General features: G+C 36.9%; 12 protein-coding genes and 1 pseudogene. 5 read left to right on the forward strand and 8 right to left on the reverse strand.

All coding sequences use genetic code 11. From position 1 onward, the window contains the following. Positions 1 to 87: 87 nt before the first annotated feature. The 3 genes and pseudogenes from adhE to JP39_RS03230 all read left to right on the forward strand — a co-directional run bounded on the left by adhE (position 88) and on the right by JP39_RS03230 (position 4,797). Positions 88 to 2,697 carry a bifunctional acetaldehyde-CoA/alcohol dehydrogenase gene (gene adhE / locus JP39_RS03220; RefSeq protein ID WP_041499332.1) on the forward strand — a complete coding sequence of 870 codons (2,610 nt, stop codon included), beginning with the start codon at positions 88 to 90 and terminating at the stop codon, positions 2,695 to 2,697. Positions 2,698 to 2,975: 278 nt separating this feature from the next. After that, on the forward strand, positions 2,976 to 3,395 hold the full coding sequence (locus JP39_RS03225) for a hypothetical protein (RefSeq protein ID WP_137619760.1): 420 nt from the start codon (positions 2,976 to 2,978) through the stop codon (positions 3,393 to 3,395). Positions 3,396 to 3,553: 158 nt separating this feature from the next. Continuing rightward, positions 3,554 to 4,797 (forward strand): annotated as a pseudogene (locus tag JP39_RS03230) (MFS transporter). Between the two features lie 46 nt (positions 4,798 to 4,843). On the opposite strand, the gene JP39_RS03235 reads toward JP39_RS03230, so the two are convergent. The 7 genes from JP39_RS03235 to JP39_RS03265 form a co-directional block, all read right to left on the reverse strand. After that, on the reverse strand, positions 4,844 to 6,703 hold the full coding sequence (locus JP39_RS03235; protein WP_041499329.1) for an ArnT family glycosyltransferase: 1,860 nt from the start codon (positions 6,701 to 6,703) through the stop codon (positions 4,844 to 4,846). A 17-nt stretch (positions 6,704 to 6,720) separates the two neighbouring features. Continuing rightward, on the reverse strand, positions 6,721 to 8,457 hold the full coding sequence (locus JP39_RS03240; RefSeq protein ID WP_342669237.1) for an ABC transporter permease: 1,737 nt from the start codon (positions 8,455 to 8,457) through the stop codon (positions 6,721 to 6,723). Positions 8,458 to 8,576: 119 nt separating this feature from the next. Further along, the gene (locus tag JP39_RS03245; protein ID WP_245626348.1) at positions 8,577 to 10,379 is read right to left on the reverse strand and encodes a glycosyltransferase family 2 protein; all 1,803 of its coding nucleotides are present in this window, start codon (positions 10,377 to 10,379) and stop codon (positions 8,577 to 8,579) included. A 175-nt stretch (positions 10,380 to 10,554) separates the two neighbouring features. Continuing rightward, the gene (locus JP39_RS03250; protein WP_245626349.1) at positions 10,555 to 11,634 is read right to left on the reverse strand and encodes a bifunctional glycosyltransferase family 2/GtrA family protein; all 1,080 of its coding nucleotides are present in this window, start codon (positions 11,632 to 11,634) and stop codon (positions 10,555 to 10,557) included. 372 nt (positions 11,635 to 12,006) lie between these two features. Continuing rightward, a complete protein-coding gene (locus tag JP39_RS03255) occupies positions 12,007 to 12,870 on the reverse strand; it encodes a glycerophosphodiester phosphodiesterase (RefSeq protein WP_041499325.1) in 864 nt (287 codons plus the stop codon). An 80-nt stretch (positions 12,871 to 12,950) separates the two neighbouring features. Next, positions 12,951 to 13,268, reverse strand: a complete 318-nt coding sequence (locus JP39_RS03260; RefSeq protein ID WP_053085042.1) for a hypothetical protein — start codon at positions 13,266 to 13,268, stop codon at positions 12,951 to 12,953. A gap of 91 nt (positions 13,269 to 13,359) precedes the next feature. Continuing rightward, positions 13,360 to 13,680, reverse strand: a complete 321-nt coding sequence (locus JP39_RS03265; RefSeq protein WP_041499324.1) for a DMT family transporter — start codon at positions 13,678 to 13,680, stop codon at positions 13,360 to 13,362. Positions 13,681 to 13,823: 143 nt separating this feature from the next. Between JP39_RS03265 and JP39_RS03270 the strand changes: the two genes are divergently transcribed. Further along, positions 13,824 to 14,246, forward strand: coding sequence for a GNAT family N-acetyltransferase (locus JP39_RS03270; protein ID WP_041499323.1), 423 nt, complete (start codon positions 13,824 to 13,826; stop codon positions 14,244 to 14,246). Positions 14,247 to 14,250: 4 nt separating this feature from the next. After that, positions 14,251 to 14,457: a DUF3923 family protein gene (locus tag JP39_RS03275; protein ID WP_041499322.1), complete on the forward strand. Its 207-nt coding sequence runs from the start codon at positions 14,251 to 14,253 to the stop codon at positions 14,455 to 14,457. A 93-nt stretch (positions 14,458 to 14,550) separates the two neighbouring features. On the opposite strand, the gene JP39_RS03280 is transcribed toward JP39_RS03275, so the two are convergent. After that, positions 14,551 to 15,732 carry an MFS transporter gene (locus tag JP39_RS03280; RefSeq protein ID WP_041499321.1) on the reverse strand — a complete coding sequence of 394 codons (1,182 nt, stop codon included), beginning with the start codon at positions 15,730 to 15,732 and terminating at the stop codon, positions 14,551 to 14,553. Positions 15,733 to 15,931: the final 199 nt, after the last annotated feature.

Genomic DNA, 15,931 nt, shown 5'->3' on the forward strand with positions numbered 1-15,931 from the left:
TAAAATGCTTGAACAAAAGATACACAGTGATAAGATAAAACGTGAATTAGTTAACAAATATAGCTTTTAAATCTTGGAGGTAATCAGATGTTGAAAGGTTCTAAAGATACAAAGGTTGAAGAAAAAGAAGATGTAAAACCTGTTATTGATGCGATGGTTGCTAAAGCTCAAAAGGCTTTGGAAATCATGGACGGATTTACACAAGAACAAGTTGATCACATTGTTCACCAAATGGCTATCGCTGGTTTGAATGCCAGTTTTGATTTGGCTAAACTTGCTTACGAAGAAACTGGTCGTGGTTTAGTTGAAGATAAAGTTATCAAGAATATGTTCGCTACCGAAGAAATTTGGCACTCAATCAAACGTGATAAGACTGTTGGTATCATTGAGAATGACAAAGAACATCGTTTAATCAAAGTTGCTGAACCACTTGGCGTTTTAGCTGGTGTTACACCTGTTACTAACCCAACTTCAACAGCTATGTTTAAATCATTGATTGCCTTGAAGACACGTAACCCAATTATCTTTGGTTTCCATCCTCAAGCTCAAAAGTGTTCAGTTGCCGCAGCTAAAGTTATGTTAAAGGCCGCTGTTGAAGCTGGTGCTCCTGAAGGTGTTATCCAATGGGTTGAAAAACCAAGTATCGAAGCTACTTCATACTTGATGAATAACGACGGCGTTGCTAGTGTCTTGGCTACTGGTGGTCCTGGTATGGTTAAAGCAGCTTACTCAACTGGTAAACCTGCTTTAGGTGTTGGTCCTGGTAATGGTCCTGCATATATCGAAAAGACTGCTAATATCAAACGTGCTGTTAACGATATTATGATTTCAAAGACTTTCGATAATGGTATGGTTTGTGCCGCTGAAAACAGTGCCATCGTTGATGCTGACATTTATACAGAAGTTAAATCATTATTAGAAAAGAACAAAGTATTCTTTATTAAGAAAGCTGATTACAAGAAATTAGCTGATGCAATGTTTAGACCAGAAGGCGGAGTTAAAGGTCCTATTGCCGGTCAATCAGCTCTAGCCATTGCTAAACTTGCTGGTATCAAAGTTCCTGATGATACAAAGGTTCTTGGTGTTGAGTTAAGCAAGGTTGGTCCAGACGAACCACTTTCAGCTGAAAAGCTTTCACCAGTTCTATCAGTTTACAAAGTTGCTGGTCACAAAGAAGGCTTTGAAAAGGCTGATGAATTATTGCACTTTGGTGGTCTTGGTCACACAGTTGGTATCCATACTATGGATGAAGATTTAGCTACTGAATTTGGTATCAAGATGAAAGCTAGTCGTGTACTAGTTAATACTCCTGCTGCTATCGGTGGTATTGGTAATCTTTACAACGAAATGATCCCATCATTGACCCTTGGTACTGGTTCATGGGGGAAGAATTCTATTTCTCATAACGTATCTTCATTTGATTTGCTTAATATTAAGACAATCGCTAAACGGAGAAATAATATGCAATGGATTAAACAACCAAGAGTTTACTATGAAAAGACATCAGTTCGTTACTTAGAGGACCTACAAGGTATGAAACGTGCCTTCATCGTCTGTGATCCAGTGATGGTTCAACTCGGTTATGTAGATACAATTACTGATGAATTGAAGCGTAGTAAAGTTAACGTTGAATATTCAATGTTCTCTGACGTTGATAACATCGTTACAACTGATATTGTTCAACGTGGTGTTACACAAATGAATTTGTTCAAACCTGATACAATCATCGCCTTAGGTGGCGGTACAACAATGGAAACTGCTAAGGATATGTGGTTATTCTACGAGCATCCAGATGTTGATCTATTCGGTGCAAAGCAAGGATTCATCGATATTAGAAAACGTGCATACAAGTTCCCTAAGCCTGAAAAAGCTCAATTTGTTGCTATTCCTACAACATTTGGTTCAGGCGACCAAGTTACACCATTTAGTTCAATCATCGATACAAAGACAGGTACAAAGTACCCAATCGCTGACTATGCATTGACCCCTGATGTTGCTATCATTGATTCACAATTTGTTGAAACAATGCCAAAAGACATCATGGCTGAATCTGGTATGGATGTATTGACTAATGCCGTTGAATCATATGTTGCCAACATGGCATCAGATTACACAAGACCATCAGCACTTCAAGCTATCAAGTTAGTCTTTGATAACTTAGAGAAAGCTGTTGCCGGTGACAAAGACGCTCAGGAAGAAATGCACAACGCCTCAACATTAGCAGGACTTTCATACGGAAATGCCTTTGCTGGTGTAGCACACTCAATCACAGATGTTTTGACAAACGTTTATGGAATCAGACATGGTCTAGCATCAATCGTAGCCTTACCACAAGTTATTAACTATAACTTTGAACAACCTACAAAGATGACAACATGGCCTGCATATGAAAGCTTCAGAGCTGATTCAGATTACGCATCAATTGCCAGTTACATTGGTTTGAGCGGTAAAGATGAAAGAGCTTTGAAAGATGCCTTAGTTAAGAAGATTGTTGATTTAGCACATGCTGTTGGTATCAAGTTAAGTCTTAAAGACAACTACATCGATAAGAAAGACTTCGATAGCAAGTTAGATGACTTAGCAGCTGCAACATTTGGAGATCAATTCTCATTCACTAACCCTAAGGAACCATTAATCTCAGAATTGAAACAAGTACTTGAGAATACTTACGTCGGAAAAGGAATCGAAAGCAAGTAATAGAGAGTGGAGCAGGCCTGGGAATTTTCGAGCATTTGCGTAGCTTCACGAATTATCCGCGTACTTTGCGGATGATTTGGGAAGGTATGCAAAGCGGAAGAAATTGGCCTGCGGAACTCGTTTCAGATCCACTGAATATATAAATATAAATAAGAGCTAATCCTGAATTTACCAAGTTAGGTAGATTTGAGACTAGCTCTTTTTTTGTACATTATGTAAAAATGGGAATCTTTCCAAGGTCCAATTAAGTTTTACAGAATATAATTCTGATAAAGAATTTGCGTAAAGAATTTACTTATGAAATCAGAAAAAAGATGAAAATTATGAAATGGTATAAATCTGTAAATTTTTGGATTGGAATGCTTTTCCTACTTTCAATTTCATTCACATATCCAGAAGGAATGACTAAATCAGATTTAGTGCAAAATTTATTTGATGTAGTTATGGCAGTTCTTTTCATGCTTAAGGCGCGTAAGGATATAACTGGAAAAAATCTATATAAGACGTTTAAATGGTATAAATCTTTAAATATGTTGATAGGGATAATTCTTATAATTCCAGGCTTGGACATGTTTTTCAATAAATTTACTTTACTTGATTGGCTAGATTACCTGATTGATTTTGTTATCGGAAGTGTCTTTATATATTTGTGGTATCGAGAAATTAGAAATAATAGGGGGAAAAGAACCAATCCTTAGTTTTCAGGAACCTTAATTCAAAACATGAGTCTAAAATGTAAATAAACATTTACCAATTTTTTCATATTTTCGTATACCAATATACCAATCAAAAGCACAACCCAACTAAGCTATACTGAAATTACTGGGGGAGAAAGCTCTGAAAAGGGGTTATCTATTTGAGAATTAATAAAGAGCAGTGGAGTTGGATCTTTTATGACTGGGCTAATTCAGCGTATGGAATCATCGTGACGACAGCTGTTTTGCCGGTTTATTTTAAATCTATTGCTCAAACTCAGCATGTTTCAGCGGCTGGTTCAACAGCCATTTGGGGTTATGCCAACAGTTTTAGCACGTTATTAGTGTCCTTATTAGCACCATTTTTGGGTGCCATGGCAGACTATCCAAATTTCAAAAAGAAAATGTTAAATATTTTTTGCTGGTTAGGAATCGTCATGACTTTCGGTCTGGCGTTAGTACCAGCAGATCAATGGCAGTGGCTATTAATTGTTTATGTTTTTTCAGCCATCGGTTATTCAGCTAGTAATTTGTATTACGACAGCTTTTTGATAGATGTTGCCGAGGATAAAGATATGAACAGGATTTCCACACACGGGTATGCATATGGCTATCTCGGGGAGTAATAGCGTTCATGTTCTTTTTAATCCTGCAATTGACCAGTGGTTTCGGAAAATTAGATGGTACAGGAATTGCTAAGTGGAGTTTTGTAATTGCGGCAGTTTGGTGGATTGTCTTCTATATCCCACTACAAAAAAATGTTCATCAGAAATTTTCAGTTGCCAGTAATTCAGCGCCGTTGGCAGATAGCTTTAAACGTGTTATTCAAACGCTCCATCATATTAAACAGTATAAGAAGGTAGCCTGGTTCTTGGTTGCATATTTCTTCTATATTGATGGCGTAGATACCATTTTTACGATGGCTACAGCAATCGGGATGGACATTGGTATCAAAACTAATGAGCTGATGATTGTCATGTTAGTCGTGCAATTAGTGGCCTTTCCGTTTTCGATTTTCTTCGGCTGGTTGGCTGATAAAACTTCGACACGTAAGGGTATTTTGCTAGGAATCAGCGTGTACTTTATCATTTGTTTGTATGCTTTGAATCTCAAGACCAGTCGAGACTTTTGGATTCTGGCATTATTAGTTGGGACGAGTCAGGGTGGTTTGCAGGCATTGAGTCGTTCGTACTTTGGAAAGATTATTCCGAAAGATTCAGGTAGTGAATTTTACGGATTTTATAATATTTTAGGTAAATTTTCAGCAGTCATGGGACCATTTATCGTAGCTATTGTGACGCAAATGACTGGAAAATCAACCATTGGGGCAGCCTCAATTAGTGTGTTGTTCTTGATTGGTCTGGTTGTTTTTGCACTTTTACCGAAGATTACAGCTAAAGAGTAAAAAAAAATCGTCGATTAATTCGACGATTTTTTTATTTTGGATAAGATTAGTTAACTTTTTTACTAGATGAAATTAATGTTAAGTGATTTTTATGAACTTTATAAAATCCAGTACGAACTTTTTGATGATAAAACTTCTTCATACCTTTGGTAAATTTTTTATCATACTTTGGTACGGCAACATATTCATATTGCTGCAAGTTCTTACGAAAGGCTTTTTCTTTGGGACTGAAGACTGCTTGACCAGTGGCATTGTTGGTGAAGAAATAATAATTTGCTAAATAACCTGCATAATACGTAGTAACTTCCACTTTTTGTGGATCAACAATAAGTATTTTTTTGTCATTGAGTTTAGTCCAAGGCTGAGCAACTTTGGTAATCATTACAGGTAACGTTCGGCGATTATAGTTATTGGTAAAATTCGTACCATTGATTTCTGAATACATCATAATAACTGAAAAGAACATAACTAAAAATGTTGCCAGTTGATAACCATTTTTTGTCCAAATGGATTGAAAATTCCGTGGTCCACGTTCAGTTAAATTCTGTTCATAAAATGTCTCATCAATAACTCTGACGAGAACAATCGCACCAATAAATAGATTTAAGACTACTGTGGTGGACATATACCGTTCAAAACCATCAAGTGTGATTGCTTCGTCGAATGGCATTGAAAGGACGTACATTCCCAATAAACTGAAGTAATAAAGAATGGAAATTAAATCGAGTACGCCCAGAAGTTTTAGTAAATCGTTGGGGTGATGACAGGCATATTTAATAATTGCCCAAGCGCCAATTAATAAGATATTTAAAACTAGAAATCCTTGAGTAGACAATGATCCTAGGTTGAAAATTTGCTTGAGAAATTGCTGTCCAATGCCAATAAAACCATGCATACCATCATGTGATAATTGGTGAGAATAAGCTTGAGCACTGATTTCATGTTTCGAAGTTGTGAAAGTTGTTTTGACGTGAATTTCCCACCAGATAAATGGTAAAGCGCCAACTAACAGCGTTCCTAGCCAAGCTCGAGCAATTTTCAAAGTTCGTTTGAACCAAGTATCGGCGTTAATTCTTTGAATGAGCATGTATAAGTAATAAGCCGCGATGATTACTACAAAGAAAGCTGCTGAGTTTTTAACTAACAATAATGTTCCACTGAATAAAGCCACATGTGCCATTTGTAGTTTGGGCTGTTGTTGGTAGATAAATATTCCAACTAATGCGGCCATGGTTAGGATAGCTAGGACGTAATCCACTAGTAAATTATTTAGACGGATATTAATGTTGAATACGTATGAGATGGAAATTGCTAAACACAATAGCATCGAATTTAGTCCACGAGTACGATCTCTCAAAGTAGCGAAAATGGCATAACTAGCTGCCCAAATTAGAGCAAACTGTGCCACAAGCATTGTTCCAGAATTGAAACCCACGAAATTTACAAATTGAGCGATGAATAAGGCCGTTGCCGGTGGGTATGAGGTGAAAGAAATAATCGTATCACTAGGTCTTGGCAAATGTCCGGTGTACGTCATGAATTTCACAATGGTGGCCCAATGTGAAAAGTTATCATAATGAATCAGAGGACTCCTGAGTAAGACCAATGCCATTACGAAACCTAAGAAAATCATCCAAGCATCGAATAGGTGGATGCCCTCGTAGTGGAAAGAAACTTTTCCAAAGTAGCCTAGTGTTAAACGTGTTATCAGTAAAATGACGCCAAGACTAGTAACTGCCCAAATGCCAAATTTTAACAATCCCAGCATTGCAAAAATGTACAGAAGTATGATTTGAACTAATATGCCAGTTATCCACGTTAGATAGGGACTGACATGAATCCAGCGCATGGCACTGCTGTAGCCGATAACGGCTAATGAAAAGAAAATAAGACCAATGAATGCCAAAGTGATACCTCCGTTATTTAATGAATCCGTTTTAATCCGTGATTGGTGATTTTAAAGAATCCAGTAACCACGTGTTGATGATAAACTTTTTGCGTTAGAACAGTGAATGTTCTGTGAGTTTCAGGGATTGCCACATAATCATAGTTTTCAACTGCTTTTTTAAAAGCTTCTGGTGTCATCATGAAGTTCTCTTGTCCGACCGCCTTGTCAGTGAAGAAGTAATAACGGCCGACATATCCCGCATAGTAATCGTCAACGTCGACTTTCTCGGGATCGACAATAAGAACCTTTTTGTGATTAAGGTGAGTCCAAGGTTTAGCAATTCGACTCATCTGTAGTGGCAACATATTGTGGTTCATTCTGTTTGTAAAATTAGTTCCGGTGATTTCAGAGTACATCATGGTTATGGCAAAGAAACCGACAACCAAAGTGGTGATTTGATAGATATTCTTTGATGATGCGCTCTTAAATGATTGGGTGCTTCTCTTTTGAAAGTTCTGTTCAAATTGCAGCCGATCCAGTACTCGAACAAGGGCAATGGACCCAATGAGTAAGTTGGCAATTACCATACTAGCCATATATCTTTCAAATCCATCAAGAACAATAGCTTCAGCGTATGGCATTGAGAGAATGTACATACCGAATAAACTTCCATAATAGGCAATAAATACGATGTCCAAAAGTATAGTCATTCCAAAGAGATCATTTTTTTGATGTTTTAGAAGTCGTGCATACACCCATGTTCCAATCAGAACGACATTGATTAATATAATTCCTTTAGTAGACAATGAATTTAAACTCAAAATTTGATTGATGAATTTGTGAGCAATTTTTAGTAGTTCCTGATGATTTTCACCATTTAATTGTTTGGAATAGGCTTGTGCACTGATTTGGTGTTTGGAGATAGGAAAAGTTGTTTTTACGTGATGCTCCCACCAAAGAAATGGCAAGAGACCGATGCCAATGGAAGTTGCCAGTTTTATGGGGATGGTAATTAGTTTTGTATACCAATGACCTTTTGAGTTAGTTAATAGGATGTAGAAAAAGTACACGCCAATCATTACAACGTAGAATGTGGCAGAGTTTTTCACTAACATTAGTGCACCGATAAAAATTGCTGTATGAACACAAAGCAATAAGGGACGTTGACGATAGACAAAGATTCCGATCAATGCGGCGACCATAATAATAGGTAGAACATAATCGACTAAGAGATTATTTAGTCTAATAGCAACGTTAAAGACAAATGAGATTGCCAAGGTGAAGCAGAGTGCAAAACTAGTTAAAGCTCGGGAACGGTCCCGAAGGCCAGCAAAGATAGAATAACCGGCTGCCCAGATTAAGAGAAATTGGGCTACTAGCATAGTTCCGTCACTAAATCCGGTCCAGTGGACAAATTGGGTAATGAATAAGGCTGTAGCAGGTGGATATGAGGTAAAGGAAATTAATTTATCAGCTGCCCCAGGCAAATGGCCGGTAAATGTCATGAACTTTACCATAACAGCCCAATGTGAAAAATTGTCATAGTGAACTAGTGGACTTTTGAGTAATGTTTGGCACATAGCGGCACCTAAACCAAGCATCCACAAGTCAAAAAGATGAATACCTTCAAATTTCAACTGACCTTTGTGCCAGAAACTCAAGCCAAACCAGATTACCAACAAAGCAATTCCGAAGTAAGTGACTATTTTAATCCCCAAGTTGAGGAGACCAGTCATAGCGAAGACGTATAAAATTAAAATTTGTACCAGCATGGAAGTGATCCACGCCAAGTAAGGACTAACGCCGAAACGCCGCAGGGTTCCGTTATATCCCGATAGTCCCAATATATATATAAGAAAACCAATCCAAGCGTTCATTATAGTTACTCCCCTTAAAAGCGATTAAAGTAATGACTTAATTTACGTTCATAGGTTCTAACACGCACAATTAAGTTCATATAAAGTTCGTCAAATGGTGTTACCCAAGTATCTTGAACACTTGGTAGCGTTTTGTTGGCACCGTCGTAAACCAGTTGTAGATAGTGATTCTGGCTTTCACCAGCTTTCACCTTAACTTGTGTACTGTAGATGGTGGTTTTATCACGATGGCTGATTCGAACGACTTTGCCAGATAACTGAACGTTGTAATCCTGGTGCTTTACCGTTAAGTTCACAACGTCATTTTCTTTAATGTCACTATCAGCTCCGTCAGTGGTAGCGAAGGCAACGCCACCTTCAGAAATATCTTCAGTTTTCATTGGATGCCATTTACCATCATTGCCCTGAACTTTGCCAGGTACTCGCCGAATAAACCGTTCATTTTTGCGATAAACGGGACGTCCCATTGAAATAAATAGACACATGCTGAGATTGATAAAATGCATTAATAGCCAGAAAGTAATAACACTACCAACCAAAATTTCTGAGCCATATTTACCATAATTGAATTTGATAATTGCGACTAATGTGATAGTCCAAAGAATCAAATATGGAAGAATATAGAGTTTGTCTTTCAGTGAATAAGTGACATTTTTGGAAGTGACTTTGAATTTTTTAGCCTTAATTCCGATTGATTCAAGCAGCACGGGAATAAACAAATAGGGGGCAAAGAATGTTTCTTGAACTTCACCCCAACGTTCATTCCGAATTTTGGCAGCGTCACCCATACCTGACGTATCGCCCATAACATAGTGCAAGAGAAAGTAACCGGGAGCCCAAATAACCATTAAGATCCAGAAGTTAGCATTAACAACTTGGATTTTGAAGAGTGCATATAGAATTGGTGCAATCATATAAATCATTCGTCTGAAGAAAGCCCACCAATAGAAGTAGGCATTAATTAAAATGATTCGATTTATCATTGATAAGTGTGGATTAGTGAAGATATGTAAATTACGGCAACTTTGCATAACACCACGTGCCCATCTAGTCCGTTGTTTGATAACACCCTTCATATCAATTGGGGTGATACCACTAGACTGTGGGACCTTGGTAGCCAGACTGACGTAACCGGCCATATTTAGTTCAGTTCCTAGTTCGAAATCTTCAGTGATTGTATCAGTGGGAAAATCGCCAACCTCGTCAACAGCACTGCGTAAGAATACTGCATTGGATCCGGTGAACAGAGCTCGTTTATTACCACCATTGAGGACATTAATATCTCGTGAGAAAAAGTCTTGTTCGTTAGGGATGATTTTTTCTGAGAATAAATTAAATTGAAAAATATCGGCGTTATAGAAACTTTGTGGCGTTTGAACGAAACCCAAAGGATCAGTGTGGTCAGGATCATCTTTCAATTGCTGAAAGTTTTCGGTAAAAAACGGAACAGTATTGCGTAAGAATCCGGAAAATGGAATCATATCGGTATCAAAAATTGCAAATAATGGGGAATGCATTTTGGCCAAAGTATGGTTGATGTTTCCAGATTTAGCTTGCTTATTGTCTTCCATACCGGAATATCCAATGTGATACTTCTTAGCTAACGCCATTACCTCTGGACGATTACCATCATCGGCAATAACGATATGAACCTTGCTTTTATCGGGATAGTCGATGTATGTTGCTGCATTGACAGTTTTACGTAGCAGTTCGACTTCCTCATTGTGAGTAACGATAATGATATCGACATCAGGCAATGGTTGAGTTTTACTGTAATCGGGAATCTTTAAATTCCATTTTGTTTTAGTTGAAAGCATTCGGAAGAAAATAAGAATGAATCCGGTGGCATTGGATAAAATTTCACTTAATACTAATAGCAACGCAAAAATTAATGTAAAAATATTAGAATGCCAAGGAATTGTAAAAAATACTCGCCATAGCAAATAAATTACTGAGAGAAGAATTGCCAAAAAATATAATAAACGGCGACTGTTAGACATGTTGTGGACCTTCTTTAAAGATGAAATTGCTCTGAATACGATAGCTGATCATAAAGAGAATGAAATCAACAATCATTTTGGCAATTGTCGGCATAATCGGGCCACTTGTAACAGGCAAAAGGTCTGTTAGCAAATCAGTGAAGTATCCTGAGGCAAACATCTGTGCAACAAAAAGAAGGGCATACTTGATCAAGGTTTGATGTCCAGCACGATTGAAGACCACTTGATGATTAATTGCATAATTGGCAATAGAGGATAGGACTCGAGAGGTTATTGTTGCAATCAGAATACTGTTTAAACTATGATTTCGCAGGAAAAAGAGGACAAGATAAAATAGACTAATATCGATTAGAAAAGATATTAGCCCGCTGGCAGCAAATTTTAGAAAACGTGAATAAATTGCGATTGAATCACGAATTACTCTAAAGTGAGATGAGGAATTGCCGTCTAAATAAATTGTAGGAATAGGTTGTTCAACAACCTGGATGTCATATTTTTTTGCCTGTAGCAACATATCAAACTCGAATTCGAAACGATTACCCGGAAAATCAATTAGAGTTGCAGTGTAATCGATAGGAATAACCCGTAGACCAGTTTGGGTGTCTGAAATATTTTGGTGTGTTAATAAGCGTACTAATCCACTAGTTAAAAGATTTCCAAATTGGCTTCGAAATGGGATGTTATTCGTGAAATGCCGAACCCCAATTACTAAGCGACGCGGATTTAAAGAAAACTTATCCAGACAACTTTGTAATGCGGATACGGTGTGTTGCCCATCGGAATCCATTGTTGCTACACCATCTAAGTCAGATAGGTGTTCTTGAACATAAGAAAAGGCAGTTTTTAAAGCTGCTCCTTTACCTCGATTAGTGGGATGGTGCAGTATGACTAATTCAGGGTAACTTTGGTTTAACTTTGTAAAAATATCTTGATGATGAACGTCACTACCATCATCCACAATGATAGTTTGTTTGACGATGTTATTTAAGGACACAGTTTCAGTGATGTTTTTGATTAATTCGATTAATTTTTCGTCCGGATTGAGTGCCGGAATTATGATGTCAATTTTCAAAATAATATTCCCCCCAAATAACTTTAGAGATACTGGTAGGTACTGTAAAAGTTAATAAAAAACTGCTCATAAATTATAAAGAATATATATGATTCTTGATTAAATATAATTAGTTTTGTATAAAATTATTTTGTTCTTATATGACCTTATTATAGTTCATAGGACGACTAAGTTCGATACACTAATTAGTTTTTTTATATTGAAAAATAACAAAGATTGTATCGGTATTTTTAATACATATGATAAGAAACAAAAATAGCCCCAATGTGATCAATCTTTACGATTCTCACATTGGAGCTATTAATTTGTTAATAATTTAATTATTTTATTTTTTAAGTAATAATTTGGGTGACCAAGGATTGGATTTAATCATTATTTCCAACGATTAATCAATTTCGATGTTTCCTTGGTATTGTTTGTGAAGACACTGTCCAATTTCAAAGTGTTTAAGGCAGTGTAATTATCATTATATGTGTTGAGAATCCAGCCATTAGTTTTGAAACCATTTTTATGAGCTAGTTTAACTAACTTAGGAGTCCATTGATCCAATCTGATTGAAATAAACTTGATGTAACGTGGGGCATTTTCAATCTGTTCGCTGTATTGGCGCTCAGTTACGGAGTCTAGTAGCCAGAGTGTAGGGACACTTTTCAAAGCTTTGTGGACTGCCTCGATACCGGGTAAGCTTTCATCTTGCATGATGATATTATTGGCCATCTTATGACGTTTTATTTCTTTAATGAGAGCTTTTTCGGTGTCGGTATTGTCGCCAGCATTCTTTTTAGTTTCTATAATATAGTGAACTTTTTTACCATAACGTTTGAAAACATCTTTTAATTGATGAATTCTTTCACCATTATGTAGTTTAACTTTATTAATTTTACTTGAAGTAGATGTTGAAATAGTTACGTTGTGACCGGTCGACTTTTTGAGATTGTCATCGTGAGAAACGTACAATTTATTATCCTTGCTTAACCAAACATCTTGTTCGATATATTGAGTCCCATCTTTAATAGCTTGATTGTAGCCGCTAAATGAATGATCCGGATTGTTATAAGGGCTGCCTCGATGTGAAAAAATTATCGGTGAGTCTGGTGCCGCGTGGTTGACGCTTTGTGTTATGGAAGTAAGATTTTTAGCCTTGGGAGCGGCAGCTGCCAGAGCAGTAGTAGCTACCAGTGGCATTGTCAAAACTGTCAAAAGCAATAGAATTGATGCAATTTTTATTTTCTTCATTTTTTCCCCTCGGAATCAATATTATCTTATTTTACCCATAAAAAAAGTGTTACCGCAAGCTAATGGGTAACACAAATTATTTAATGAAACTTGAATGGACGATAGTTCTTATTTTCGTGATGACCTAATGCAATTTTCTTTGGTTTTTTACTGCAACAAGCTTCATCATTTTTATCGGTAGCCATGGGTTCTAAAACCAATCGTTTAGTTTTTTCACGTTCAATTTTTAGCTTCTTACTTAGTTGGCGATTTCTCCAAAAGTCATGGATACAAATAGCAACGGGAATGGTTGTTAGAGCGATTGTAGCAGGAATCAACCAAGGATTTTCTTGAACCATTTTCATTTGGAATTCGTTATATTCTTTCATTTCAGCGTGCAATTCTTCAGGTGTCAACATAATATCCCATCCTTTTAACTTTGATGACTAAAGCATAAGCCAAAATGTAACCGATGTCATCAATTAACCTTCAAAATTTGTTAGAATTAAATTAACTGCCTGAGGTGAATTTGATACCAATGATGCTGATTAATAATAAAGCAACGAATCCCCAAGTCAGTGGAGATAATTTATCACCAAAGAGAAATACCCCCGCGATGATGGAACCAACAGCTCCGACACCAGTCCAAATTGGGTAAGCTAAACTCATTGGCATTTTCTTAACAGCTAAGGCCAACAAGCCCATGCTTAAAGCGAGACCAACGATTGTCATAATTGTGTAGTTGAGTTTGGTGAAGCCATGACTGAGTTTCATAGTGGTAGCCCAAACAACTTCAAATAGTCCAGCAGTAATTAAATAGATCCAATTCATAATATTTTCCTCCAAAAAAATAAGTATTCCCATCAATTCCTTCTTTGGCCTAACGGAATTGACGAGAATACTTTTGTAAGTGACACCCGGCGGTGTTTAATGATTTCAGATTATTTTAGCAAAGATATAGAGGTGTGGCAACCATGATTAGGAAAATGCGTCCAACTGAAGTAGATGTAGTTGGCGACATATGGCTCAATGGAAATTTAGAAGCACATGATTTTATTGATAAAGATTATTGGATAAATCATTTAGATGAAGTTAAAGAACAATTCAAGCAAGCAGATATTTATGTGTATGATAGCCAAGGTATTCAGGGGTTTGCTGGCTTAACGGATAATTATATTGCGGGAATTTTTGTTAAGAAGGAAGCTCGTAATCAGGGTGTTGGGAAACAGTTGTTGGATTATCTCAAGCAACGTTATGACAAATTGACTCTAGATGTTTATGCTAAAAATAAAAGTGCTTTTAAATTTTATCAAAATAACGATTTTCGTATTTCTGTAGAAAGTATTGATGAAGATAGTAACGAGAAAGATTATCAAATGGTTTGGAGCAAGGGGTGAGTGTATGAAAGTTTGGCACGGAATTAATTTGATGTGGTTCGTTTTGTTTGCGATGGGTGCAATTTTTATTTTGATGAGAAAAGTTGATGGTGCAGGGGCTGTGCAGACGCCTAAGGTTAAAACATTGTCATTGTTAGTTTTGGGTGCTTTCTATATTTTCATCTGGCTGTGTCAGTTGATTACATTGAGATTTATAAGGAGACATAAATAAAAGGCTAGAAAACGATTAAGTTTTCTAGCCTTTTTAATAGCTGAGAATTTATATATTTTAAATAAATAGTCTACTGATACCCAGAAACGGTAACTACTCAGCTTGAACAAGTGGATGCTTTCTAACAATAAATGTTAACAAGTATGATAACGCTAAAATAACTGTAACAACCAAGTATGGATAATGTGTATTCCAATCCATCAATGCCCCTGACATCAATGGTCCGATAACATTACCGACACTAGTTAGTGACATATTCATTCCGTTGATCAAACCCTGGTTGGATCTGCTTGATTTAGTCAACAACGTTGTAATTGCTGGTCTCAACAAGTCAAATGACGAGAAGATGACCAACGTTGCAACGATAACTTCAATGTGTGAATGTGCTTGGGTAATCCAGAATACACAGATGGCACTTAGCAAGAATGCAATACTGATTAAACGCATTTCACCAATCTTACTAATGATCCAGTTGAACGCTGCCACTTGTAAGATTAACGAAATAATTCCGTTTAATGTCAAAACTAAGGCGATGGTACTCAAGCCAAAATTGAAGACTTGGTTAACGTAAATACTATAAATACTTTCGAATCCTTGCAGTCCGAAGGATGATACCAAAATCATTCCGAAAAGCATGACCATTGGTAATGTCAAAATTGAACGAATCGTTCCTTTTTCAGCAGCTTTCTTTTCAGCTTCTGCTTCCTCGAGTTCGATAACTTCTTTGTTTTCCTTCAAGAAGATCTGCGTGAAGATGGCACTGGTGATACTGAGGACACCAGCAACCCAGAATGGCGTCTTATAACTGATACCAGCTAGAATACCACCAAGTCCTGGTCCCAAGATTAATCCACCACTAAAGGCGGCAGATAGCCAGCCAATAACTTTAGCACGATCTTTTAAAGTTGTTAGATCTGATCCTAAGGCCATCGAAGTAGGAATAACCATGGCATCTGATAATCCACCGATGATACGGGAGATATTAAAGATTGGTAAAGTCGTTGCCACGGCGAAGATGAATTCGGAGATCATGTACGTGAAAAGTCCGAAAACAATAACCGGTTTACGACCAATTTTATCGGACATCTTACCAACAATTGGCGATGCGACAAATTGTGCAAAGGCGAAGAGTGAAGTCATGACACCCATCTGTGAAGTGGTGAAATGATATTCATTCTTGATGAATGGTGTGACCGGAATAACCAAGCCAATTCCCAAACAGATTAAAAAGTTACTAAATACTAGAATATAAATCGATTTTTTATTTTTCCCCATATATTCCCCTCTCCGTAAATTTATTTTTTCAGTTCAAAAAAACTACCATCTGCCGATAGTAGTTGATTATAAGAAAACCGATACCCTAAGTTGCCTTAGATATCGGTTTGAACTGGAAATCTCACATTACTGCTAATAATACTATCCATTTATATCATTGTCTAATAATTAACCTAAATTTTTTTATTAAAAATATATA

The organism is Companilactobacillus heilongjiangensis (assembly GCF_000831645.3).
In the GTDB taxonomy this organism is placed as follows: Bacteria; Bacillota; Bacilli; order Lactobacillales; family Lactobacillaceae; genus Companilactobacillus; species Companilactobacillus heilongjiangensis.